Source organism: Pseudomonas sp. 50_B, from assembly GCF_017491625.1.
GTDB lineage: Bacteria > Pseudomonadota > Gammaproteobacteria > Pseudomonadales > Pseudomonadaceae > Aquipseudomonas > Aquipseudomonas danubii.
On record NZ_JAFGYX010000007.1, the window covers coordinates 254,944 to 277,874 of the forward strand.

Here is a 22,931-nt window from a genome sequence, read left to right on the forward strand (position 1 = left end):
TAATTAGCTGATCTGCAAGACCCGAGCCATGGCCTGGTCGTCTTCTTTGGCGCTGTTCATCATCTTGACGTGCAATTCGAATTGGCGGGACAAGGCCAGCACCGCGGTCATTTCTTCCACGGCGTTAACGTTGCTCGACTCCAGGAAACCCGAGACCAACTGCACATTGGCATCGGCAGGGGCCGGCTGGCCGTCCTTGGTCTTGATCGACCCATCCAGGCCCTTGGTCAGGTTCTTGATATCCGGATTGACCAGCTTGATGCGATCGACCTCGGCCATGACCCGCGGACCTTCACCCATGGCACGAATGCTGATGGTGCCGTCCTGGCCGACTTCGATCTTCTGCTCTGGCGGCACGGCGATAGGACCGCCATTGCCCATGACCGGCATGCCATTGCCCGCCCGCAACACGCCCAGAGCGTCAACATTCAAGCTGCCGGTGCGCACATAGCTTTCGCTGCCATCGGGGCTCTGCACGGCGATCCAGCCCTTGCCGCTGACGGCCACGTCCAGGTCACGACCGGTTTCCACCATGGAGCCGGGAGTAAAATCCGTTGCCGGCCGCTCCCCCATGGCAAAGGCCCGCGCCGGAAAACTGTCACCAAACACCGGCATCGCGCGCGCCTGCTCCAGGTCGCGCTGAAAACCGTTGGTGGAGATGTTCGCCAGATTGTTGGCATGAGCCTTTTGCGCCAGAGCATTCTGGCTGGCGCCGGTCATTGCCACATAAAGGTACTTGTCCACAATCGTTCCTCATCTGCCGGACGTTTGCCGCCCCACACTGTACTGAGCATGGCGTAAGCAATTTCTACACCAACTTTAACTTCCAGCAGCGCTCCCCATGCAGGCCGGGGCTTTGCCGCGAGCAACGGGTTTTTCTGGGCGGAATGAGAGACGAAAAAACGGCGGACTTATGCCGCTAACGGCAAGTCTCGGTCCCATGACCCGGGTCCGCTCCGCACTCGGGCTGGACACTTTGTGAACGGATCTTGCTAGGCACAGTGACTGGCTATCGCAACTTCAGTTTGCGCAGGGGTGGCCGACACCTAAGCCAGTGACTGCCAAGGAGAACCACTTTGAACCTGTACCTCAATCAGCTGCGCAAGACAGCTGACTTCAAGGAAGCCATCTATTCCGGGGATATCTTCCTGGACACTGACCTGGCCACCGCAAAAGAACTCTGCGGGTACGCCAAGGAAAGCATCACCGCGGCATTCGATGGCGAAACCAACCACCAGGCTCTGCACACGATGATGCCGGTAGAAGAGTTCGTCAGCCGGGTTACCCGACTCAAGGGCCAGTTCACCAACAGCCAGCGCGTCAAGGATCTGATCCTTGGCTTCATTCACGAGATCGGCATCGATCCTCGGGACTACATTTTCGACGTACCGCGCCTGCGGGTCGTGCCCAACTACGACTACCTGCACGCTGGCGTCAGCTACGCCTACAAGCCTCATCGCGACAGCTGGTACGGCAGCGTGGATTGCCAGATCAACACCTGGATGCCGGTCTACACCATCACCTCGGACCAGACCATGATGATCAACCCCAGCTACTTCGAGAAGCCGGTGGCCAACACCTCGAAGGACTGGAGCCTGAAGGACTGGATCAGCAACCAGCGGCACAAGGCCAAGGACAACCTGACCGAAGAAGTACGGGTCCACCCGGTGCCCCTGGGGGAGATCGACGACAGCTCTGAACTGCGCATCGCCGGCAACTCAGGCGAGATGCTGGTGTTCTCCGGCTCGCACCTGCACGGCACTGTCCCCAACCGTACCGACCGCACCCGCTTCAGCGTGGACTTCCGCCTGATGCACCTCGAAGACCTGAAACACAACCGCGGAGCCCCCAACGTAGACAGCGCCTGCCCCGACGTCGGCTCCGGCTTCAAAGACTACTTCCACGCCCACGACTTCTCGAATTTCCAAGGATTCAAGCCATGACCAAACGTCGCCTTACCCCCGCCGAAGCCCAATACAACGAAACCCGCGCCGGCGTACTCAAGCGGGTCGACGCCGAGTACGTTGCCGACGCACCCTTCGTCTTCGCCAACCGCATCAACGTCACCGCCGCGCTGTCGCGCATGGAGCTGTTCAAGAAGGTCATGGATGTGCCCGGGGCGATCATCGAGTGCGGCGTGTACAAGGGCAACTCGCTGATGCTCTACATGCACCTGTCGATGATCCTCGAACCTTATGCCATCAACCGCTCCATCGTCGGCTTCGACACCTTCGAAGGCTTCACCAGCATCAACAAGGACGAGGACCCGGCCGACATCAACGAAAGCATGTTCTCCGACACCGACCAGTCGCTGATCCAGGACATGATCGATGCCAACGACCTGCTGCGTCCGGTGAACCGCATCCCGCGCTGCGAGCTGGTCAAGGGCGACATCTGCAAGACCGCGCCGGAATTCGTCAAGTCGCGTCCGGACCTGGTAGTGGCCATGCTGATCCTCGACACCGACCTGTACGAGCCCACCAAGGTCGCCCTGGAAACCTTCCTGCCGTACATGCCCAAGGGCGCTATCGTGGTTCTCGACGAAGTCGCCTACCGCAACTTCCCGGGCGAAACCAAGGCCCTGCGCGAAGTGTTCGACATGAACAAGATCGAACTCAAGCGCCTGCCTTTTGACTCCTGTGTCGGCTACTTCCATATCTGAAGACAGCCAGCCCCGAGCCAAACGAAAAGCCCCGCTTCATAAGCGGGGCTTTTTTCATTCCGGCGACTCCTTGCCAACCTCGTACTGGCGCAACTTGTTGGCGATGGTGGTATGGGAAACCCCCAGGCGCTTGCCCAGTTGCCGACTGCTGGGATGCTCGGCATAGAGACTTTCCAGCACCGCCTTTTCAAAGCGACCGACAATCTGCTCCAGGCCGCCTTCCAGGGAAAAGTCCCCCAGGGGCTGGCGCGCGCCATAGTCCGGCAGACGGATATGCTCGGCCTTGACCGTGCCGCCATCACACAGCGAGACCGCCTGGAACAGCACGTTCTCCAACTGCCGGACATTGCCCGGCCAGTGATAGTGACTGAGGCGCTCCATGGCCGCCGGAGCCAGCCGTGGCAGCGCACAACCGATCTGGCGACTGGCCTGATCGAGGAAGTGCTCCACCAGGGGCGTCAAACCGTCGAGGCATTCGCGCAGCGGCGGAATATGCAGGGACAGCACGTTGAGTCGGTGGTACAGGTCCTGGCGAAACTCGCCCCGGGCACAGAGTTCGGACAGATCCACCTGAGTCGCACAGATCACCCGCACATCCAGGTACACCTCCTCGTCACTGCCGACACGGCGGAAGCAACCATCCTGGAGGAAGCGCAGCAACTTGACCTGCAGGCGCGGGCTCATTTCCCCCACACCATCGAGAAACAGCGTGCCGCCGGCCGTCAGTTCCAGCAGCCCGAGCTTGCCCTCGGCGCGAGCCCCTTCAAAGGCCCCGGGGCCATAGCCGAACAGCTCGGTCTCGGCCATGGATTCCGGTAGCCCGGCGCAGTTCAGAGCCATCAGCGGCGACTGGCCCCGAGGGCTGGCCAGGTGGCAGGCGCGGGCCAGCAACTCCTTGCCGGTGCCGGTCTCGCCTTCAATCAACAGGGGCGCATCCAGGGGCGCCATGCGCCGGGCTTCCCGCACCACCGCTGCCATGACTTTCGAACTCTGGAAAATACTGTCAAAGCCCCGCAACTCCTGCTTGCGCACATTGTAGATACGCTCACCAACCCGATCCGCCCGGTGCAGAGTCAATACCGCACCGGCCATGGCCTCGCTGTCATCGTGCTCGGATTGCAGCGGGGCGATGTCCGCCAGAAACACGTCGCCCTTGACCTTGACCCGCAGCCCGTTGATCCGCGACTGGTTGGCCCGCACCAACTCCGGCAAATCGAAGTCCTCGGCGTAGCGTGACAGCGGAATCCCCGGCACCTCATCCACCCGCACGCCCAGCAACTGCGCTGCCGCTCGGTTGGCGGCCACGATGGAGCCGCCCATGTCGATGGACAGCACCGGGAACTCCAGGGCACCCAGCAGCGCATTGAGCTCCATGTGCCGACGCTCGCTGGGCATCAGCCCGACCCTTTTGACGCCAAACACTCCGGCGATGGATTCGAACTTGGGGCGCAATGCCTGGAACTGCAGGTTGATCAGGTTCGGACAGTGCAGATAGATGGCGTTGCCATGTTCGCCCCCCACCTCGCCCCGGGCCACGTTGATCCCGTATTCCACCAGCAGATTGAGGATGTCCCGCAGGATGCCGATGCGGTTCTGGCAGTGAACTTTGATACGCATGAAGAAAGGCCCGAAGCGGATAGTGGAGGGCATAAACGCCGAAAATCGACGCTTTTGACGTCGGCACTTGCAAACTTTCTGCTGGGTGGCGCAGATAATCGTCAAGATTATGTGACAGCAAAGGGCTTTTTCAAACCTGAAAAGCCACAATACTTGGGCGCCCCGGGCAAAACCGTAACGATTAGTTTACAAATTGGCGTCCTACCCCCCTCCATCAGCGCCTGTCAGCTGCTGCAAAGCGTCGCACCCTGGGGTATCACTGGGGTCACCCATAACAAGAACGCATCCCCTGGCAGGAGAGCAGCATGAAGCAGACGCAGTACGTGGCCCGCGAGCCCGACGCGCAAGGTTTTATCGACTATCCACCCGAAGAACACGCGGTGTGGAACACCCTGATCACGCGCCAGTTGAAAGTGATCGAGGGGCGCGCGTGCCAGGAGTACCTGGACGGCATCGACAAGCTCGGACTGCCCCACGACCGCATCCCGCAGTTGAGTGAAATCAACAAGGTCCTCGGCGAAACCACGGGCTGGCAAGTGGCCCGGGTGCCGGCACTGATTCCTTTCCAGACCTTTTTCGAACTGCTGGCCAGCAAGCGCTTTCCGGTGGCGACCTTCATTCGTACTCCTGAAGAGTTGGACTACCTGCAGGAACCGGACATCTTCCACGAGATTTTCGGCCACTGCCCGCTGCTGACCAATCCCTGGTTCGCCGAATTCACCCACACCTACGGCAAGCTCGGCCTGCAAGCCACCAAGGAAGAGCGCGTTTACCTGGCGCGTCTGTACTGGATGACTATCGAGTTCGGCCTGGTGGACACCCCGGACGGGCGACGCATCTACGGCGGCGGCATCCTCTCCTCGCCCAAGGAAACCGTCTACAGCCTGTCCGAAGAGCCGGAACACCAAGCCTTCGATCCGCTGGAAGCCATGCGCACGCCTTATCGCATCGACATCCTGCAACCCATCTACTTCGCCCTGCCCAACCTCAAGCGCCTGTTCGACCTGGCCCATGAAGACATCATGGCCCTGGTCCACCAAGGCATGCAGCTGGGCCTGCACGCCCCCAAGTTCCCGCCAAAACCCAAGGCGGCCTGAGCAGCCCGCCCTCGCGGGCGGCTGCGAAAGATAGTAACTTCCAACAAGAATCGAACTCAGGAATACACCATGACCGCTCTGAACCAAGCCCATTGCGAAGCCTGCCGCGCCGATGCCCCTCAGGTCAGCGACGAAGAACTGCCGCTACTGATCAAGCAGATCCCCGACTGGAACATCGAAGTTCGTGACGGCGTGATGCAGCTGGAAAAAGTCTTCCTGTTCAAGAATTTCAAATTCGCCCTGGCCTTCACCAATGCCATGGGCGAGATCTCCGAGGCCGAAGGCCACCACCCGGGCCTGCTCACCGAATGGGGCAAAGTCACCGTGACCTGGTGGAGCCACTCGATCAAGGGCCTGCACCGCAACGACTTCATCATGGCCGCCCGCACCGACGAAGTGGCCAAGACCGCAGAAGGACGCAAGTAATGCATTTTGATGCCATCGGTCGCGTACCCGGCGATCCGATTCTCGGCCTGATGGAGGCCTACGCCAACGATCCCAATCCGCGCAAATTCGACCTCGGCGTGGGGGTCTACAAGGATGCTCAGGGCCTGACGCCGATCCCGCAATCGGTGAAGCTGGCGGAGCAGCGCCTGGTGGATCGCCAGACCACCAAGACCTACATCGGAGGCCACGGCGACGCGGCCTTCGGCAAGGTGATCAATGAGCTGGTACTGGGCAGTGATTCGCCACTCATCGCCGCGCAGCGCGCCGGTGCTACCCAGACCCCGGGAGGTACCGGCGCCCTGCGCCTGAGCGCCGACTTCATCGCCCAGTGCCTGCCGGGCCGCGGCGTTTGGTTGAGCAACCCGACCTGGCCGATCCACGAAACCATCTTCGCCGCAGCCGGGGTCAAGGTCAGTCACTACCCCTACGTGGGCAGCGACAACCGCCTGGACGTCGAGGCCATGCTGGACACCCTGAACCGGGTGCCCGAAGGCGACGTGGTGCTGCTGCACGCCTGCTGCCACAACCCCACCGGCTTCGACCTGAGCCAGGCCGACTGGCAACGGGTGCTGGAGGTGGTGCGCAAGCGCAACCTGCTGCCGCTGATCGACTTCGCCTACCAGGGCTTTGGCGACGGCCTGGAACAGGATGCCTGGGCGGTGCGGTTGTTCGCCGCCGAAGTGCCGGAAGTACTGATCACCAGTTCCTGCTCGAAGAACTTCGGCCTGTACCGCGATCGCACCGGGGCCTTGATCGTCTGCACCCGGGACGCCGAAAAACTCCTCGACGTGCGCAGTCAACTGGCCCATATCGCCCGTAACCTGTGGTCCACACCACCGGATCATGGGGCCGCAGTAGTCGCCACCATCCTCGGTGACCCGGAGCTGAAAAGCCTCTGGGCCGACGAAGTGGAAGCCATGCGCCAGCGCATCGCCCAATTGCGCGCCGGTCTGCTGGAAGCCTTGCAGCCCTATGGACTGGCCGAGCGCTTCGCCCACATCGGCGTGCAACGCGGCATGTTCTCCTACACCGGCCTGAGCCCGTCTCAGGTCAAGGAACTGCGTGAACACCACAGCGTGTACATGGTCAGTTCCGGCCGGGCCAACGTGGCCGGGATCGACGCTTCGCGCCTGAGCCTGCTGGCTGAGGCGATCGCTCGGGTCGTCTAAAAGCAGAGCGCGTGCTTGCCGGCGCGGGAGGCCCTGAGGGTGCCTTCGCCGGCAAGCCGGTTCCTGCCGCCGCTTTGTCCTTTCATCCCGAAATCGCGATAAAAATCTTTTTGTCATTTCCAGTGCTGTATCCTGCCCAGGCTTTTTAAAAGCGCGGACCTACCCAGCGATTTAAAAAACAGACTTTGCGAGGAGCAACGACATGCATGAGATCCCGAATCTCCCCTTCCCAAGCCTGCACGAAACTGAGCAGACAACCACGCCACAAGCCAGTGCCGAAAAGCCTGTAGTGCAAGAAGCCGCCGACAGCCGCAAGGCCGACAGCGAAGACTGAAAAGAGCTGTAACCAGACCGTGTGGAAAGCGCTACTCAAGCGCTTTCCACACCGCCTGAATCTTTCCCCCCGAGCCCCTGCCGAACCATGACCGACTCCTTCAGCGAAACCCAAGCCAGCGTACTGCTGGGTACTGCGGAAAAAATGATCGAGATCTGGAATCGCCTCAGCCCGGAAAAACAGGCCGCCCTGCTGGCCCGTTTCGGCACCCAGGAAAATGCCCTGGCCGCTCTGGTCACCACTCAGCTGCTGAGCGCCAAAGACGCCTGACTCAATCCCTCAACCAGGGACGTTCTGAACAACGCGTCGATTTCTGCCCCTGCATCCCCGTCCACATCGGTATCATAAGCAGCCTATCTATTGAGCTGTCGCAGTGGACCCATCCCCATGCCAGATACCCAGCGCCCCTTGACGGTCACGCTGCAAGTCGTCTCCATCGTCCTGTTCACCTTTATTGGCTACCTGAATATCGGCATTCCCCTGGCGGTACTGCCAGGCTACGTCCATAGCGACCTGGGGTTTGGCGCAGTGATCGCCGGCCTGGTGATCAGCGTGCAATACCTGGCCACCCTCCTCAGCCGCCCCTACGCCGGACGCATCATCGACAACCTGGGCTGCAAGCGCGCTGTCATGTACGGCCTGGCCGGCTGCGGCCTGAGCGGCGTGTTCATGCTGCTTTCCACCTGGCTGCAGGGTCAGCCGACCCTGAGTTTGATCAGCCTGCTGATCGGCCGCCTGGTACTGGGCAGCGCGGAAAGCCTGGTGGGTTCGGGGTCGATTGGCTGGGGCATCGGCCGGGTCGGCGCACAGAACACCGCCAAGGTGATTTCCTGGAACGGCATCGCCAGTTATGGCGCCCTGGCCATCGGCGCGCCCCTGGGGGTTTGGCTGGTCAATCGCCTGGGCCTGTGGAGCATGGGGGTAAGCATCATTCTGCTGGCGGTGCTCGGCCTGCTACTGGCCTGGCCAAAACTCGCCGCGCCGATAGTCGCCGGGGAACGCCTGCCGTTCATCCATGTGCTGGGCAAAGTCTTCCCTCACGGTTGCGGCCTGGCCCTGGGCTCCATCGGCTTTGGCACCATCGCCACCTTCATCACCCTGTACTACACGACCCAGCACTGGTCCAACGCGGTGCTTTGCCTGAGCCTGTTCGGCGCCAGTTTCATTGGTGCACGCCTGCTGTTCGGCAACCTGATCAACCGCCTCGGCGGCTTTCGCGTGGCCATTGCCTGCCTGTCGGTGGAAACCCTCGGCCTGCTCCTGCTGTGGCTGGCCCCCGATGCCCACTGGGCCCTGGCCGGCGCGGCCTTGAGCGGCTTTGGCTTCTCCCTGGTGTTCCCGGCACTGGGCGTGGAGGCGGTCAATCTGGTGCCGGCCTCCAGCCGTGGCGCGGCGGTGGGCGCCTACTCGCTGTTCATCGACCTGTCTTTGGGCATCACCGGACCACTGGCCGGGGCGATTGCCGGCGGTTTCGGCTTTGCCTCGATCTTCCTGTTTGCCGCCATCGCCGCGTGCTGCGGCCTGCTGCTGAGCCTGTACCTGTATCACCAGGCCCCCAGGCAGCGTAAGGAACGTTCAAACCGCTAGAAGTCCACTTTGCCGCGGCCAGCCTTGATGCTGCCGCGCTTGGCCTTGGTCTCCAGGCGGCGCTTCTTCGAGCCCAGGGTCGGCTTGGTGGGGCGGCGCTTCTTTTCCACCTTGACGGCGCTGAGGATCAGCTCGGTGAGACGCTCCAGGGCATCGGCGCGATTCTGCTCCTGGGTGCGGTACTGCTGGGCCTTGAGAATGATCACGCCGTCACTGGTGATGCGACTGTCGCGCAGCGCCAGCAGGCGCTCCTTGTAGAAAGGTGGCAGGGACGAGGCCGGAATGTCGAAGCGCAAATGCACTGCACTGGACACCTTGTTGACGTTCTGACCACCGGCGCCCTGGGCGCGAATGGCGGTCAGCTCGATCTCGGCATCCGGCAGATGCACGTTGTTGGAAATCACCAGCATGGAACAGGAATCCGTCTTCAGGGCGCACAGGATACCCCCATTCCCCACGCTCTTGCGGACCTGTTCGCTGGCAAGCCAGCGCCTGCGACAGGCAGCTCCCACGCAGGAGCCGACTGGCCGACGAAAGCGGTCTCGCTCCCACAAAGATCACAGGCATGAAAAACCCGGCCGGAGCCGGGTTAGTCATTGCCAAGGCCGCGCTTACTTCAGCGCAGTACTGGCTGCTTGCAGCGAGTGCTGAGCACTGCGCTTGTTCTTGATCAGGTAGCAGACCCACATGAACACCACCCACACCGGGATCGCGTACACCGAGATCTGAATGCCTGGAATCATCAGCATGATGCCGAGGATGAACACCACGAACGCCAGGCAGACATAGTTGCCGTAGGGGTACCACAGCGCCTTGAACAGCGAGGTCTGGCCGGTACGGTTCATGTGCTGGCGGAACTTGAAGTGCGAGTAGCTGATCATGGCCCAGTTGATCACCAGGGTCGCCACCACCAGGGACATCAGCAGCTCAAGGGCGTGCTGGGGAATCAGGTAGTTGAGCACCACGGCAACGAAGGTCACCACCGCCGAGGCGAGGATCGACAGCACCGGCACACCGCGCTTGTCGATCTTGGCCAGGACTTTCGGCGCATCGCCCTGCTCGGCCATGCCCAACAGCATGCGGCTGTTGCAGTAGGTGCCGCTGTTGTACACCGACAACGCCGCGGTCAGGACCACGAAGTTGAGGATGTGCGCTGCCGTGTTGCTGCCCAGCATCGAGAACACCTGGACGAACGGACTGCCGCTGTAGGCATCGCCAGAGGCATTCAGGGTCACCAGCAGGGTGTCCCACGGGGTCAGCGACAGCAGCACCACCAGGGCGCCGATGTAGAAAATCAGGATGCGGTAGATCACCTGGTTGATGGCCTTGGGGATCACGGTTTTCGGCTTGTCGGCCTCGGCTGCAGTGAAGCCGAGCATTTCCAGGCCGCCGAAGGAGAACATGATGATCGCCATGGCCATCACCAGTCCGCTGACGCCGTTGGGGAAGAAGCCGCCATGGGACCAGAGGTTGCTCACCGATGCCTGCGGGCCGCCGTTCCCGCTGACCAGCAGGTAGCTGCCCAGGGCGATCATGCCGACGATGGCCACCACCTTGATGATGGCGAACCAGAACTCGGCCTCGCCGAACACCTTGACGTTGGCCAGGTTGATGACGTTGATCATCACGAAGAACACCGCCGCCGAGGCCCAGGTCGGCACCTCCGGCCACCAGTAATGCACATACTTGCCGACCGCGGTCAGTTCCGACATGCCCACCAGGATGTAGAGAATCCAGCAGTTCCAGCCGGAAAGGAAACCGGCAAAGCCGCCCCAGTACTTATGGGCGAAGTGACTGAAAGAACCGGCCACCGGCTCTTCAACGATCATCTCGCCCAGCTGGCGCATGATCATGAAGGCGATGAAACCGCAGATGGCGTAACCGAGGATCATCGACGGACCGGCGGATTTGAGCACCCCGGCCGACCCCAGGAACAAACCGGTACCGATCGCGCCACCCAGGGCGATCAGTTGAATATGGCGATTTTTCAGGCCGCGTTTCAGCTCGCCCGAATGCGAGTTTTGTCCACTCATGAAAAGGTTCTCACGCAAGGTTTGATGATGTTTGCAAGACGTTGCCGCCCGGTGAAGGCTTAAGCGGCGCGGAGCAAACCCCAGCGCAGGCACCCGAAGTTCAGCGTTTTTCTAACGGTCATGCGTCACCTGTTTGTTTTTATCTGTGACGAAATCGAACCCACCACGCTCGTGACGCGGCGGAGTGAACAAGGTGGATAACCTTGAGTTTATTGGCCCGGCAGCAGTGTCTTCAGCGCCCTGGGAGCAGGCTGAAACACGCGGCGCAGACGCAAAGTGCGCGGGTACGCAGTTGGGTCACAGTTAAAACGCCGCGCATTGTACACCCCTGACCCCCTGCCGCCAGACACCGCTGTATCAGCGTGCCGGTAACCGGGATCCTGAGGGGCCAGCTCGATGCTCAGCATCGGCGGCGCAACGTTGGACGGACCGAGTGGGGTCGTCGATGAAGGTGCGATGACCATCGCCCTTCGAAGGGTGTCGGTGAAAGTCGGTTACGGCGTTCATTGCGCCTCCTTCTTGTTATGCACCTGTACGCAGGCAGGTGTGCATCTCACCTGCCTTGGCGCCCTGGAACAAGCGGGCCAGAGCTCTGGCAAGCGGATTAACCGATGCCCGGCGGCAGCTTTTCCTTACAGCGTCCGGGCCTTCGCCGATTCAGGGCGAAACACGGAGGATTTCGTAATATTTTCTTTACAGTGCGTAACGTGAATTTGCCAAACCAGATCAATGAGCGCGGCGACTGCAAATTGACGCGCACGCCATCCCACATCGGAAAAAGCCTTAGCTTTTTGTTTTCAGGTGATAAATTTCCGCTCTTAAAATAGAAAATAAAGTTCAGTAGAAAATAATCTAATTATTTTTTTGCACTTCAAAATCCCCTGAACTAGGTTTCCAGCCACTTGCCGGATGCCTCATCCGACAAGTACGAGGAGTGGATGAGCAGCCCTCGCAACCATCCCGTTCGCCGCTGTTGATCCGTTCCGCCAATGGACTGCTGTGCCCTATGTCATCTAGGAGAGTCACCATGCAAACACTGGAACAAGACCTGGAAACCGAACTGCAACTGGACGATTGGTTCGAAGCGGCAACCCACGATGCGGCCGTGGAAATGATGCAGGCCGAGGCGGTGGTACCGTTCGGCACGGCGATGTGGCCGATGTAAGGCGCCCGGACCGGAGCAGGCCTCGCGCCTGCCCCGGTCACCTTTGTCCTCCAGGGAGGTTTTATGGACCAGACCCGCGCCATCCGCCATTTCCTGTACTACCTCGAACGCCATCCGGCCTTGAGCGGTGCCCAGGCATCGAATGTGGTGATCGGCCATACCGCCGACTACCAGGCCATGGCCAACGCCATCATCGAACAATCGCGCCAGGCCACCCCCCTGACTGTCAGCGCCCTGCGCCTGGACCTGGAGCCGGCCGAACGCCTCGCCCAGGCGATCATCGACTGTGACCTGTACATCTTCTTCTACGACTCCTCGACCCTGCCCCAGCCACGCCCCGATGGCCCGGAATTCCTCCGCCCCCTGCATGGCCTGATGGCCGAACACTGGAAGAAGTCCCTGCTGTTCAAGGATTACGGCGACTATTTCTACGACACCTTCAGCGTCGAGCCACAACGTATCGCCGACCTCAACGCCACCTTGATCCGGCGCCTGTCCCACGCCAGCACCCTGAGCTTCAGCGATCCCCAGGGCTCGTATTTCGAGGCGCCCCTGAACAGCGTGAAGAAGTGGACCGACATCAACGGCGTGGGCAATTACGACCTGGCACCGGGTGAGATCGCCACCCACAGCGATGCAATCAATGGCCATGTGAAATTCCTCGGCACCTTCCTCAGCACCATCCCCTTTGCTCGCAAATACGGGGTGCTGCAGACTCCGCTGGAGCTGTGGATCGAGAACTCCAGCATCCGCCAGGTCGCCACCCAGGTGCCCGGGCTGGCCAATGACTTCAACAAGTACCTGGACGCCAACCCGTCGAACCGGCGTATCGAGGAGCTGGGGATCGGCACCAACGAAGGCATCAAGTCCTTGTACGGACGCAACTCCGGCTTTGAAGAGCGTCATTGCGGCCTGCATCTGGGGCTGGGAGGCGGGGCCAAGGGCAGCCACCACCTGGACCTGATCTTCAGCGCCGGCGTGCTGACGGTGGACAACAAACCAGTGTTCGATGGCCAGTTCGCCTTTTAACCTCTCTTGATACGGGAACCGGCTTGCCTCGGCGAAGGCGATCATGAGCCTTGCCCAAGGCTTGAGAGCCTATTCGCCGGCAAGCTCCGACGAAGCACCGGGCAAAAAAAAACGCCAACCCGAAGGTTGGCGTTTTTTTGTCTGCGGGCCGAGGCTTATTCCGGCTTGCGACGACCGAAGCCAGGACGCTGGCCGCTACCGGCCGGGGCGCCACGGCGCTTGCCGGACGGTGCGTCCTTGTCCAGCACCAGGCTTGGGCGCTTGGACTTCGGTGCCGGCTTGGCTGGACGCTTGGTGTCCGCCGGACGCTCGGCTACTGGCGTACCACGGCCGCTTGCCGGACGCGGTGCACGTGGCGCGCGCTCGCCATCCTGACGGGCCGCCGGCTTGCGCCCTGGACGCTCGCCCTCGATCTGCGGCTCGCGGGACACCCGCGGATTGGCCGGTGCGCCATTGGCCGGACGCAGGGTGCGTACACGCTCGCTTTTGCCCACCGGACGCGAGGATTTACGCTGCATGCGCTCCAGCTTGTCCTTGGACTTGGCGTTGAGCTGTGGCAGCGCCACCGGGGTCAGGCCGACTTCGGCGCTGAGCACGTCGACTTCGTACTGGCTCATTTCGCGCCAGCGGCCCATGGGCAGGTCGGAGTTGAGGAACACCGGGCCGAAACGCACGCGCTTCAGTCGGCTCACCACCAGGCCCTGGGACTCCCACAAGCGACGCACTTCACGGTTGCGGCCTTCCATCACCACGCAGTGGTACCAGTGGTTGAATCCTTCGCCGCCGGGCGCCTGCTGGATATCGGTGAACTTGGCCGGGCCGTCTTCGAGCATGACGCCCGCCTTCAGGCGCTCGATCATCTCGTCATCGACTTCACCACGCACGCGCACCGCGTACTCGCGGTCCATTTCGTAGGACGGGTGCATCAAGCGGTTGGCCAGCTCACCGTCGGTGGTGAACATCAGCAAGCCAGTGGTGTTGATGTCCAGGCGGCCGATGTTGATCCAGCGGCCTTCCCGCGGACGCGGCAGCTTGTCGAACACGGTCGGACGGCCTTCCGGGTCGTCACGGGTGCAGATCTCGCCGTCGGGCTTGTTGTACATGATCACGCGGCGCACCGATTCGGCGGCCTCTTCGCGCTTGATCACCTTGCCATCGATGGAAATGGCGTCATGCAGGTCGACGCGCAGGCCGAGGGTGGCCTCTTTGCCGTTGACCTTGATCCGGCCCTGGCTGATCCAGGCCTCGACGTCGCGGCGCGAGCCGACGCCGATGCGGGCGAGGACTTTCTGCAGTTTCTCGCCGGCTGGACGGATTTCCTGGTCGTTCTGATCGGTATCGCTCATCTGGGCACCTCCCGGTGTAGCGCTTCAGGCTAGAGCGGCCTGAAGACGTGAAAACAGGTTCTGTGGCGAAGGGATCGCCAAAGGGTCGCGAATCATACGCTCATGGCGGCGATTGCGCATCACAGACTAGTTGATAAGTCGCCGCCCGGGCTTTTTTCCGCCCGCCGGCGCCCCTTCTGCGCAAGCCGGCTTGCCGGCGAAGAGGCCCACACGCCTTGCACCTAAGCGGCCGACACCTTCATTGGCCAGCCAGCTACGGTCAGTCGTCCAGCAGACGGCGTTCGTTTTCGATCGCTTCGGCCAGGGCCAGGGCTTCGGCCTCTTCTTCACTCAAGTCCGGCGCCGAAGGCTCCAGGGCCGCAACGGCAGCCAGCAACTTGGCTCGGGCCTCGGCAACGCCGAGCACATCGTCCTCGGCGTCAAGCAGCGGCTCCTCTTCGGGCTCGACCGCCAGTTCATCGGTGTCATCAGAGTTGTCATCAGGGACGGCAGCCTCGGTTTGCCCCTCAGGCTGATCGAACACCGGCTCCGGGTTCTCTGGCTCAACCGCGCCATCACGATGCAGGTCGTCGAAGTCGGTCTTGATTCCCTCCTCCATGGAGTCCAGCTCCAGCAACAGGCTATGGAAGCTGGTTTCTTCCTTGGGTTCCTCAGGCTCGGCGCTGGCATCGGCCAACTGCTGCAGGTGCTCGGGCACCGGCGCATCGTCGAACTCCAGCACCGGCTCGGCCTCGATCTCCCGCAATTCGGCCAGGGGCGGCAGGTCATCGAGGTTCTTCAGGTTGAAATGGTCGAGAAACGCCTTGGTGGTGGCGAACATCGCCGGTTTGCCCGGCACATCGCGGTAACCCACCACCCGAATCCACTCGCGTTCGAGCAGGGTCTTGACGATGTTGCTGTTGACCGCCACGCCGCGCACATCCTCGATCTCGCCGCGGGTGATGGGCTGGCGGTAAGCGATCAGGGCCATGGTTTCCAGCAGGGCACGGGAGTAGCGCTGCGGGCGCTCCTCCCACAGGCGGCCGACCCAAGGCGCGAACTTTTCACGGATCTGCAGGCGATAGCCGGAAGCCACTTCCTTGAGCTCGAAAGCCCGACCTTCGCAGGATTTGCCCAGCAGGGTCAGGGCCTTCTTGAAGACGGCCGGGTCCGGTCGCTCGGCTTCTTCGAAGAGCTCGAACAGGCGTTCCAGGGACTGGGGTTTTCCCGAGGCCAACAGAAAGGCTTCGAGCAGGGGCGCCAGCTCGCGGGGTTCATTCAGGTTCATGATTTAAGCTCGTTATTCGGCTCGCGCCCGTACGTGGATGGCCGCAAAGGGCTCATTCTGCACCAGCTCGACCAGGGATTCCTTGACCAGTTCGAGGATCGCCATAAAGGTCACCACCACTCCCAGGCGCCCCTCTTCTGCGGTGAACAGCTCGACAAAGGGCACGAAGCCACCGCCTTTGAGCCGCTCCAGCACATCACTCATGCGTTCGCGAGTGGACAAGGCCTCGCGGCTGACCTGATGGCTTTCGAACATGTCGCCACGGCGCAGCACCTCGGCCATGGACATCAGCAACTCTTCCAGGGCCACATCCGGCAGCAGCTTGCGCGCCCGGGCCTCCGGGGCATCAAGCTTGGGCACCACCACGTCGCGGCCGACCCGGCTCAGGCCGTCGATGCCTTCGGCGGCCGCCTTGAAGCGTTCGTACTCCTGCAGGCGGCGAATCAGCTCGGCCCGGGGATCATCCTCTTCTTCCTCGATCTCAGCAGAGCGCGGCAGCAGCATCCGCGATTTGATCTCGGCCAGCATCGCCGCCATCACCAGGTACTCGGCGGCCAGCTCCAGGCGCACCGACTGCATCAGCTCCACATAGCCCATGTACTGGCGGGTGATTTCCGCCACCGGGATGTCGAGGATGTTGATGTTCTGTTTGCGGATCAGGTACAGCAGCAGGTCCAACGGGCCTTCGAAGGCCTCGAGGAAGACCTCCAGTGCATCCGGGGGGATGTACAGGTCCAGGGGCATTTCCATGACCGCCTGGCCGTAGACCATGGCGAATGGCAGCTCCTGTTGGGCGCCGGCCTGCTCGTCGACGGTTTCCAGTACGGACATCTAGGCCTCGGCCATGAACGGCGCAGGGTCGCCGCAACCGACGCGAATCACTTCCGGTTCACCATCGGCCAGGCTGATCACCGTGGAGGACTCGGTGCTGCCAAAGCCGCCGTCGATGATCAGGTCCACCTGATGCTCCAGCAGCTGGCGCATTTCATAGGGGTCGCTCAGAGCCTCGGTATCGCCGGGCATGATCAGGCTGACGCTCATCAGTGGCTCACCCAGCTCGGCCAGCAGCGCCAGGGCAATAGGATTGCTCGGCACCCGCAGGCCGATGGTGCGGCGCTTGGGATGCAGCAGCAGGCGCGGGACTTCCCGGGTGGCGTTGAGAATGAAGGTGTAAGGCCCCGGCACATGAGCCTTGAGCAGGCGGAAAGTGCCAGTATCGATCTTGGCGAACAGCCCCAACTGCGACAGGTCACTGCAGATCAGCGCAAAGTTGTGCTTGTCGTCCAGTTGACGCAAGCGCCGCACTCGTTCGATCGCGCCCTTGTCACCCATCTGGCAGGCAACGGCGTAGGACGAATCCGTGGGATAAATCACCACGCCACCGCCGCGAATGATCTCGACGGCCTGTTTGATCAGACGTGGCTGTGGGTTTTCCGGGTGGATCTGGAAAAATTGACTCACTGTCTCTACCTGTTCAGGCGGCAATAATTGGCTCATGTTTGAACCGACACCAAAGTGGCGGCAGGTCCTCCGGAACCGGACGATACTCGCCGATCTCGGACCAGCCTCCTGGGCCATGAAAGTCACTGCCAGCGCTGACCAGCAGTCCGAATTCACGAGCAAGGATAGCCAAACTGCCCACTTGCTCTGCAGGTTGGTGGCCATTGACTACTTCGATTGCATGGCCGCCGGCTTGAATATAGTCGGCAATCAAGCGACGGCGCTTGCTGCGGGTGAAATCGTAATGCCAGGGATGGGCCAGACTGACCCAGGCCCCCGCCTCGCGAAGGGTGCCGACGGTGTCTTCCAGTGTCGGCCAATGCTGTTTGACGTCTCCCAGCTTTCCCGCCCCCAGCCATTTGCGAAAAGCTTCGGCACGATCCTTCACAAAACCGGCACGTACCAGATAGTCGGCAAAGTGCGGCCGCGCCGGGGCATTGCCACTGTCCCCCAACTCCTGCTGGATCGCCCTGGCGCCTTCCAGCGCCCCGGGCATGCCCTTGAGGGCCAGCTTGCGGCTGATCTCCTCGGAGCGCAGCCAGCGCCCCTCGTGCAGTTTGTCGATGGCCGCCACCAGAGCCGGGGCCTGGGTATCGAATCCGTAGCCCAGCACATGAATAGTGGCGCCGCCCCAGGTGCAGGACAGCTCGACGCCGTTGACCAACTGCATGCCCAGTTGCGCCGCTGCCTGACGGGCCTCCGCCAGGCCTTCGAGGGTGTCGTGGTCGGTCAAGGACAGGATTCGCACGCCTCTCTCGTACGCACGCGCAACCAGAACCGCAGGCGCCAGGGCGCCGTCGGAGGCCGTGCTATGGCAGTGCAAATCAACATTCACAGGACGATAAAACCTCAAGTCAGCTGGCGCTTTCGCTACCAAGGATGTTTGTTATTATGCCGCCACATCCTGCTTCTGGCTGCCACTGTGAAACAATTCATCGACTTCATCCCGCTGTTCCTGTTTTTCATCGTCTACAAAATCGATCCCCGGATCGTCGACCTTGCCGGTCACGAAGTCAGCGTGGGCGGTATCTACAGCGCCACCGCAGTACTGATCATCAGCTCCCTGGTGGTTTACGGCGCACTGTTCATTTCCCAGCGCAAACTGGAAAAAAGCCAATGGCTGACCCTGATCGCCTGCCTGGTCTTTGGCAGCCTGACCCTGGCCTTCCATAGCGAGACCTTCCTTAAATGGAAGGCGCCGGTGGTCAACTGGCTATTCGCCCTGGCCTTTGCCGGCAGCCACTTCATCGGCGATCGCCTGTTGATCAAGCGCATCATGGGCCATGCCCTGACCCTGCCGGACCCGGTGTGGACCCGCCTGAACATCGCCTGGATCGCCTTCTTCCTGTTCTGCGGCGCCGCCAACCTGTTCGTCGCCTTCACCTTCCAGAGCATCTGGGTCGACTTCAAGGTCTTCGGCAGCCTGGGCATGACTGTATTGTTTCTGGTGGGCCAGGGCGTCTACCTGTCGCGCCACCTGCATGACGCTGATCCCACCACCCCGAAAACCGAGGACTGACATGCTTTACGCAATCATTGCCACAGACGTCGCCAACTCCCTGGAAAAACGCCTGGCCAACCGGCCGGCGCACCTGGAACGGCTGCAAGTGCTCAAGGACCAAGGGCGTGTGGTGCTGGCCGGCCCACACCCGGCGATCGACAGCAATGACCCTGGCGCCGCCGGCTTCACCGGCAGCCTGATCGTCGCCGAGTTCGACTCCCTGAGCGCCGCCCAAGCCTGGGCCGACGCCGACCCCTTCGTGACCTCCGGCGTCTATGCCCATGTGCAGGTCAAGCCGTTCAGGCAATCGATGCCGTAAATCCTCCCTGACGCGATGAACCTTCACGGTTCATTGCGTTCTCAATCGCTCATTATTCTCGTTTGACGGCCGACAACCTGCCCAACACTCGATTGGAATCAGGAGTTTCGATGCGCCAAGGTCCGCTGTGCCTGCTGTTGGTCATGTTGTCGATCGGGGCTCCGGCCCTTGCCGAGGAAACCCAGGAAACCGGCCATTCCACGCCGCTGTCCCTGAGCGCCGGCAGTCAGATCACCGAGTTGCAGCAACGCTTGAAAGAAAGCGAACGCCTGCGTGAAGAGCTGAGCAAACAACTGCAGAGTGCCGATGCCGAACGGGAAAGCCCGCAGCTGACCCGCTTGCGCCAGGAGAACCAGCGCCTCAAGCTGCAACTCAAAGAGGCCCAGGCCAACCCGGCGCCACGCCTGCTGACCGACCAGCAGCAATGGTTCGTCACCGGCGGCGGCGTGGCCCTCATCGCCCTGCTCTGCGGTATCTTTGCCAGTGGCGGACATCGCAAGCGTCGACAATGGCTAAATTGAGTGATTCATGAGCGACCTGTTACTGATTGATGACGACCAGGAGCTGTGCGAGCTCCTGAGCAGCTGGCTCGGCCAGGAAGGCTTTCAAGTGCGGGCCTGCCACGATGGCCTGAGCGCACGCCGGGCCTTGTCGGAAATGGCCCCGGCTGCCGTAGTCCTGGACGTGATGCTGCCCGACGGCAGTGGCCTGGAGCTGCTCAAGCAACTGCGCAACGACCACCCCGACCTGCCGGTACTGATGCTCTCGGCCCGGGGCGAGCCCCTGGACCGAATCCTCGGCCTGGAACTGGGCGCCGACGACTACCTGGCCAAGCCTTGCGATCCTCGCGAACTCACTGCCCGCTTGCGCGCCGTGCTGCGCCGCAGCCACCCGGTGGCCACCTCCAGCCAGATGGAGCTGGGCGATCTGTGCTTCAGCCCAGTGCGCGGCGTGGTCAACATCGACGAACAGGACATCACCCTGACGGTTTCCGAAAGCCGCCTGCTGGAAGCCCTGCTCAAGCAGCCTGGCGAGCCCCTGGACAAGCAGGAGCTGGCGCAGATCGCCCTGGGCCGCAAGCTGACCCTGTACGACCGCAGCCTGGACATGCACGTCAGCAACCTGCGCAAGAAGATCGGCCCCCACCCCGACGGCCGCCCACGAATCGTCGCCCTGCGCAGCCGCGGCTATTACTACAGCCTGTGATTGCAATGTGCCCTGGCGCATTTGTCAGGGCCCGGAAATACCTTCTTTACCCAAGCTTTACCCTCCGCTGACTGCCGCTGACCTTGATCTGGGTAACCTGAACTCATCCGGAACTTACCGGGAATGAGACAAGGAGACACACCATGCGCAAGACCCTGATCGCCCTGATGTTCGCCGCCGCCCTGCCAACCGTGGCCATGGCCATGCCTGAAGGCAACGGCCCGATGGGTCCGATGGACGGCCCTCGGCACAGCGAACACATGCGCGGCAAAGGCCCCTTCAGCGAACTGGACCTGAGCCGTGAACAGCGTCAGCAGATCGGCAAACTGATGGGCGAGCAAATGCACGACCGCAAGGCCGTGGTGGAAAAGTACCTGGAGAAACTCTCGCCGGCCGACCAGAAAGCCATGAAGGATGAACTGGCCGCCAAACAGCAGAAAACCCAGGCCGACATCCGCGCACTGCTCAAGCCCGAACAACAGAAAGAGTTCGACGCCATCGTCAAGAAACAAGAGGAACGTCGCGCCGAATGGGCCCAGTTCAAGGCCTGGAAAGCGCAACAACCGCAAAAAGCGCAATAATGCGTTAGCGTTCACCCTAATAGCCCAGTGGCCTCCCCCACTGGGCTTTCGCGTTCGAGGAGTTCCTGTGCGTTCATTGTTCTGGCGCATCCTGGCCAGTTTCTGGCTGGCCATCACCCTGGTTGCAGGACTGTCGATCCTGCTTGGGCACATGCTCAACCAGGACGCCTGGATTCTCAGCCGCCATCCGGGGCTCAACAGCCTCACCGCACAGTGGACGCAAACCTACGAGACCCAGGGCGAAGACGCCGCCCAGGACATCCTCCAGCAGCGCAAGCGCCAGTACCACATCGATGTTCAGGTACTCAACGAGAGCGGCGACCCGGTGGTACGCGGGACTTTCCCGCGCCGCGCGGCTGCCTTCGAAGCCCGGCAGAACAACGATGACCGCCACCTGCCCTGGCGCCGCCTGACAGCGGAATACACCAGCCCGACCACCGGCGACACCTACCTGTTCATCTACCGCATCCCCCATCCGGAACTGGATGCCTGGCATCGCGACAGCCTGACCTGGCCCCTCAGCGCCCTGGCCATTGCCCTGGTGGTGCTGACCCTGTTCAGCCTGCTGGTGACCCTGTCCATCACCCGCCCCTTGAGCCGCCTGCGCGGCGCGGTTCACGACCTTGGCCAGGCCACCTATCAGCAGAACAGCCTGGCGCGCCTGGCCAATCGCCGTGACGAGTTCGGCGTGCTGGCCCGAGACTTCAACCGCATGGGTTCACGCCTGCAGAGCCTGATCGGCAGCCAGCGCCAACTGCTCAGGGATGTCTCCCACGAACTGCGTTCGCCCCTGGCGCGCCTGCGTATTGCCCTGGCATTGGCGGAGCGCGCCGCCCCCGAAGAACGGGAGAGACTCTGGCCACGCCTGACACGGGAATGTGATCGTCTGGAGGCGCTGATCAGCGAGATCCTGGTGCTGGCTCGGGTCGATGCGGACAACGCCAGCGCCGAAGATGTCGACCTCAACGCCTTGCTGCAGGCCCTGCAAAAAGACGCGCAACTGGCCTGTCCCGAGCAGCAGGTCCAGATCACTGCCCAAGCGCAACTGAGCCTGCGGGGCTGGCCGACCATGCTTGAACGGGCGGTGGACAACCTGCTGCGCAACGCCCAGCGCTTCAATCCTGCCGGGCAACCGATCGAAGTCACGGCCCTGCGCCAGGGCGAGAAGATCCAGATCAGCGTGCGCGACCATGGTCCTGGCGTGGATGCCGAGCACTTGCGACAACTGGGAGAGCCGTTCTTCCGCGCCCCTGGGCAGAGTGCTCCAGGCCATGGCCTGGGGCTGGCCATCGCCCGCCGCGCAGCGGAACGCCACGGCGGCAGCCTGATACTGGGCAACCATCCCCTGGGCGGATTCGTCGCCACGCTGGAGCTGCCCCTGGTCCCGGGAGCCGTGGTGCAGGCCTGAATGCAACGCGGGCAAGCCGCCGCTGCGAGGTTCGACAGCAGCGGGCTTGCCCGCAAGGTACTCAGCTTTCGAAGGGGATAATCAGGCCCTGGCGGTCCAGGCGCTGACGAACTCGGCGGTGTCGACTTTCGGTGCGACCCGCGGTTCGTTCAGCGGCGTGCCCAGGTAAAGGAAGGCGATGATCTCTTCGCCGTCTGCCAGGCCGAGCCCCTTGGCCACATGGGGCGAATAGGACAACTCGCCCGTGCGCCATACCGCGCCGATACCCTGGGCATAGGCTGCCAGCAAAATACCGTGGGCTGCACAGCCCGCCGCCAGCAATTGCTCGGACTTGGGCACCTTGAAATGCTCCTGCAGCCGTGCCACGACCACGACCACCAGCGGTGCACGCAGCGGCATGGCCCGAGCCTTGTCCAACGCGGCCTGAGTCACTTCGCCGCCTTGCAGTTGTACCGCTTCGACCAGCAGTTCGCCCAACTGGTCACGGGCTTCGCCTTCAACGGTGAGAAAGCGCCAAGGGCGCAGTTGCCCGTGATCCGGCGCCCGCAAGGCGGCAGCAAACAGTGCTTCGCGTTGCTGCGCTGTGGGGGCTGGCTCCACCAGGCGCGGCACGGAAACACGGTTGAGCAAAGCGTCGAGAGCCTCCATCGGCCACCTCCTGAA

General features: G+C 62.1%; 26 protein-coding genes. 16 read left to right on the forward strand and 10 right to left on the reverse strand.

The features are described 5' to 3' along the window. Positions 1-3: 3 nt before the first annotated feature. A complete protein-coding gene (locus J5M73_RS12875; protein ID WP_102864054.1) occupies positions 4-744 on the reverse strand; it encodes a flagellar basal body rod protein FlgF in 741 nt (246 codons plus the stop codon). A gap of 332 nt (positions 745-1,076) precedes the next feature. On the opposite strand from J5M73_RS12875, the gene J5M73_RS12880 reads away from it, so the two are divergent. Further along, on the forward strand, positions 1,077-1,943 hold the full coding sequence (locus J5M73_RS12880) for a hypothetical protein (protein WP_102864055.1): 867 nt from the start codon (positions 1,077-1,079) through the stop codon (positions 1,941-1,943). Continuing rightward, positions 1,940-2,662 (forward strand): TylF/MycF/NovP-related O-methyltransferase, encoded by a 723-nt coding sequence (locus tag J5M73_RS12885; RefSeq protein WP_102864056.1) that lies wholly within the window; start codon positions 1,940-1,942, stop codon positions 2,660-2,662. The genes J5M73_RS12880 and J5M73_RS12885 overlap by 4 nt, the downstream gene beginning before the upstream one ends. A 54-nt stretch (positions 2,663-2,716) precedes the next feature. Here J5M73_RS12885 and J5M73_RS12890 read toward each other — a convergent pair whose 3' ends face one another. After that, entirely contained in the window at positions 2,717-4,279 is a 1,563-nt protein-coding gene (locus tag J5M73_RS12890) for a sigma-54-dependent transcriptional regulator (RefSeq protein WP_102864112.1), read from the reverse strand. Positions 4,280-4,584: 305 nt separating this feature from the next. On the opposite strand from J5M73_RS12890, the gene phhA reads away from it, so the two are divergent. The 6 genes from phhA (at position 4,585) to J5M73_RS12915 (ending at position 8,913) form a co-directional block, all read left to right on the forward strand. Beyond that, positions 4,585-5,376 (forward strand): phenylalanine 4-monooxygenase, encoded by a 792-nt coding sequence (phhA, locus tag J5M73_RS12895; protein WP_102864057.1) that lies wholly within the window; start codon positions 4,585-4,587, stop codon positions 5,374-5,376. 69 nt (positions 5,377-5,445) lie between these two features. After that, positions 5,446-5,802, forward strand: a complete 357-nt coding sequence (locus tag J5M73_RS12900; protein ID WP_102864058.1) for a 4a-hydroxytetrahydrobiopterin dehydratase — start codon at positions 5,446-5,448, stop codon at positions 5,800-5,802. Beyond that, a complete protein-coding gene (locus J5M73_RS12905) occupies positions 5,802-6,992 on the forward strand; it encodes an amino acid aminotransferase (RefSeq protein WP_102864059.1) in 1,191 nt (396 codons plus the stop codon). The genes J5M73_RS12900 and J5M73_RS12905 overlap by 1 nt, the downstream gene beginning before the upstream one ends. A gap of 202 nt (positions 6,993-7,194) precedes the next feature. Further along, complete coding sequence (locus tag J5M73_RS32060; protein ID WP_258009278.1) at positions 7,195-7,326, forward strand: hypothetical protein; 132 nt, start codon at positions 7,195-7,197, stop codon at positions 7,324-7,326. Between the two features lie 87 nt (positions 7,327-7,413). Further along, positions 7,414-7,596, forward strand: coding sequence for a hypothetical protein (locus J5M73_RS12910; protein ID WP_102864060.1), 183 nt, complete (start codon positions 7,414-7,416; stop codon positions 7,594-7,596). Positions 7,597-7,713: 117 nt separating this feature from the next. Next, positions 7,714-8,913, forward strand: coding sequence for an MFS transporter (locus J5M73_RS12915; protein ID WP_102864061.1), 1,200 nt, complete (start codon positions 7,714-7,716; stop codon positions 8,911-8,913). On the opposite strand, the gene arfB is transcribed toward J5M73_RS12915, so the two are convergent. Together arfB and J5M73_RS12925 are read right to left on the reverse strand one after the other, a co-directional pair. After that, positions 8,910-9,323, reverse strand: a complete 414-nt coding sequence (gene arfB / locus J5M73_RS12920) for an alternative ribosome rescue aminoacyl-tRNA hydrolase ArfB (protein ID WP_065363350.1) — start codon at positions 9,321-9,323, stop codon at positions 8,910-8,912. The genes J5M73_RS12915 and arfB overlap by 4 nt on opposite strands. A 201-nt stretch (positions 9,324-9,524) precedes the next feature. Next, complete coding sequence (locus J5M73_RS12925; RefSeq protein ID WP_102864062.1) at positions 9,525-10,946, reverse strand: amino acid permease; 1,422 nt, start codon at positions 10,944-10,946, stop codon at positions 9,525-9,527. A gap of 1,027 nt (positions 10,947-11,973) precedes the next feature. Here J5M73_RS12925 and J5M73_RS12930 point away from each other — a divergent pair. Further along, a complete protein-coding gene (locus J5M73_RS12930; protein ID WP_162884115.1) occupies positions 11,974-12,111 on the forward strand; it encodes a hypothetical protein in 138 nt (45 codons plus the stop codon). Between the two features lie 63 nt (positions 12,112-12,174). After that, positions 12,175-13,140 (forward strand): leucyl aminopeptidase, encoded by a 966-nt coding sequence (locus J5M73_RS12935; RefSeq protein WP_110652179.1) that lies wholly within the window; start codon positions 12,175-12,177, stop codon positions 13,138-13,140. A gap of 155 nt (positions 13,141-13,295) precedes the next feature. On the opposite strand, the gene rluB is transcribed toward J5M73_RS12935, so the two are convergent. The 5 genes from rluB to J5M73_RS12960 form a co-directional block, all read right to left on the reverse strand. Then, the gene (gene rluB, locus J5M73_RS12940) at positions 13,296-14,486 is read right to left on the reverse strand and encodes a 23S rRNA pseudouridine(2605) synthase RluB (protein WP_102864064.1); all 1,191 of its coding nucleotides are present in this window, start codon (positions 14,484-14,486) and stop codon (positions 13,296-13,298) included. A gap of 259 nt (positions 14,487-14,745) precedes the next feature. After that, a complete protein-coding gene (gene scpB / locus J5M73_RS12945) occupies positions 14,746-15,753 on the reverse strand; it encodes an SMC-Scp complex subunit ScpB (protein WP_207167254.1) in 1,008 nt (335 codons plus the stop codon). A 12-nt stretch (positions 15,754-15,765) separates the two neighbouring features. Continuing rightward, positions 15,766-16,464 carry a ScpA family protein gene (locus J5M73_RS12950; protein ID WP_170001339.1) on the reverse strand — a complete coding sequence of 233 codons (699 nt, stop codon included), beginning with the start codon at positions 16,462-16,464 and terminating at the stop codon, positions 15,766-15,768. 120 nt (positions 16,465-16,584) lie between these two features. Next, positions 16,585-17,214 (reverse strand): L-threonylcarbamoyladenylate synthase, encoded by a 630-nt coding sequence (locus J5M73_RS12955; protein WP_102864113.1) that lies wholly within the window; start codon positions 17,212-17,214, stop codon positions 16,585-16,587. Positions 17,215-17,227: 13 nt separating this feature from the next. Next, positions 17,228-18,088, reverse strand: coding sequence for a PHP domain-containing protein (locus J5M73_RS12960; RefSeq protein WP_102864067.1), 861 nt, complete (start codon positions 18,086-18,088; stop codon positions 17,228-17,230). A gap of 87 nt (positions 18,089-18,175) precedes the next feature. Here J5M73_RS12960 and J5M73_RS12965 point away from each other — a divergent pair, with 87 nt between their 5' ends. The 6 genes from J5M73_RS12965 to J5M73_RS12990 all read left to right on the forward strand — a co-directional run bounded on the left by J5M73_RS12965 (position 18,176) and on the right by J5M73_RS12990 (position 22,268). After that, a complete protein-coding gene (locus J5M73_RS12965; protein ID WP_102864068.1) occupies positions 18,176-18,772 on the forward strand; it encodes a septation protein A in 597 nt (198 codons plus the stop codon). 1 nt (position 18,773) lies between these two features. After that, the gene (locus J5M73_RS12970; RefSeq protein ID WP_102864069.1) at positions 18,774-19,073 is read left to right on the forward strand and encodes a YciI family protein; all 300 of its coding nucleotides are present in this window, start codon (positions 18,774-18,776) and stop codon (positions 19,071-19,073) included. 110 nt (positions 19,074-19,183) lie between these two features. Beyond that, positions 19,184-19,594 (forward strand): translation initiation factor 2, encoded by a 411-nt coding sequence (locus J5M73_RS12975; RefSeq protein WP_102864070.1) that lies wholly within the window; start codon positions 19,184-19,186, stop codon positions 19,592-19,594. 7 nt (positions 19,595-19,601) lie between these two features. Then, positions 19,602-20,279: a response regulator transcription factor gene (locus J5M73_RS12980; protein WP_102864071.1), complete on the forward strand. Its 678-nt coding sequence runs from the start codon at positions 19,602-19,604 to the stop codon at positions 20,277-20,279. A 143-nt stretch (positions 20,280-20,422) separates the two neighbouring features. Beyond that, positions 20,423-20,860, forward strand: a complete 438-nt coding sequence (locus J5M73_RS12985) for an LTXXQ domain protein (RefSeq protein WP_102864072.1) — start codon at positions 20,423-20,425, stop codon at positions 20,858-20,860. Between the two features lie 67 nt (positions 20,861-20,927). Then, entirely contained in the window at positions 20,928-22,268 is a 1,341-nt protein-coding gene (locus J5M73_RS12990) for a HAMP domain-containing sensor histidine kinase (RefSeq protein WP_102864073.1), read from the forward strand. Positions 22,269-22,349: 81 nt separating this feature from the next. On the opposite strand, the gene J5M73_RS12995 is transcribed toward J5M73_RS12990, so the two are convergent. Beyond that, on the reverse strand, positions 22,350-22,916 hold the full coding sequence (locus J5M73_RS12995) for a nitroreductase family protein (protein WP_102864074.1): 567 nt from the start codon (positions 22,914-22,916) through the stop codon (positions 22,350-22,352). Positions 22,917-22,931 lie beyond the last annotated feature (15 nt).

Coding starts and splice junctions, on each gene's coding strand:
- J5M73_RS12915 (WP_102864061.1), top strand. CDS start 7,714: ATGCCAGATACCCAGCGCCCCTTGACGGTCACGCTGCAAGTCGTCTCC.
- J5M73_RS12905 (WP_102864059.1), top strand. CDS start 5,802: ATGCATTTTGATGCCATCGGTCGCGTACCCGGCGATCCGATTCTCGGC.
- J5M73_RS12995 (WP_102864074.1), bottom strand. CDS start 22,916: ATGGAGGCTCTCGACGCTTTGCTCAACCGTGTTTCCGTGCCGCGCCTG.
- J5M73_RS12925 (WP_102864062.1), bottom strand. CDS start 10,946: ATGAGTGGACAAAACTCGCATTCGGGCGAGCTGAAACGCGGCCTGAAA.
- rluB (WP_102864064.1), bottom strand. CDS start 14,486: ATGAGCGATACCGATCAGAACGACCAGGAAATCCGTCCAGCCGGCGAG.
- J5M73_RS32060 (WP_258009278.1), top strand. CDS start 7,195: ATGCATGAGATCCCGAATCTCCCCTTCCCAAGCCTGCACGAAACTGAG.
- J5M73_RS12975 (WP_102864070.1), top strand. CDS start 19,184: ATGCGCCAAGGTCCGCTGTGCCTGCTGTTGGTCATGTTGTCGATCGGG.
- arfB (WP_065363350.1), bottom strand. CDS start 9,323: ATGCTGGTGATTTCCAACAACGTGCATCTGCCGGATGCCGAGATCGAG.
- phhA (WP_102864057.1), top strand. CDS start 4,585: ATGAAGCAGACGCAGTACGTGGCCCGCGAGCCCGACGCGCAAGGTTTT.
- J5M73_RS12885 (WP_102864056.1), top strand. CDS start 1,940: ATGACCAAACGTCGCCTTACCCCCGCCGAAGCCCAATACAACGAAACC.
- J5M73_RS12890 (WP_102864112.1), bottom strand. CDS start 4,279: ATGCGTATCAAAGTTCACTGCCAGAACCGCATCGGCATCCTGCGGGAC.
- J5M73_RS12900 (WP_102864058.1), top strand. CDS start 5,446: ATGACCGCTCTGAACCAAGCCCATTGCGAAGCCTGCCGCGCCGATGCC.
- J5M73_RS12980 (WP_102864071.1), top strand. CDS start 19,602: ATGAGCGACCTGTTACTGATTGATGACGACCAGGAGCTGTGCGAGCTC.
- J5M73_RS12910 (WP_102864060.1), top strand. CDS start 7,414: ATGACCGACTCCTTCAGCGAAACCCAAGCCAGCGTACTGCTGGGTACT.
- scpB (WP_207167254.1), bottom strand. CDS start 15,753: ATGAACCTGAATGAACCCCGCGAGCTGGCGCCCCTGCTCGAAGCCTTT.
- J5M73_RS12985 (WP_102864072.1), top strand. CDS start 20,423: ATGCGCAAGACCCTGATCGCCCTGATGTTCGCCGCCGCCCTGCCAACC.
- J5M73_RS12935 (WP_110652179.1), top strand. CDS start 12,175: ATGGACCAGACCCGCGCCATCCGCCATTTCCTGTACTACCTCGAACGC.
- J5M73_RS12970 (WP_102864069.1), top strand. CDS start 18,774: ATGCTTTACGCAATCATTGCCACAGACGTCGCCAACTCCCTGGAAAAA.
- J5M73_RS12930 (WP_162884115.1), top strand. CDS start 11,974: ATGCAAACACTGGAACAAGACCTGGAAACCGAACTGCAACTGGACGAT.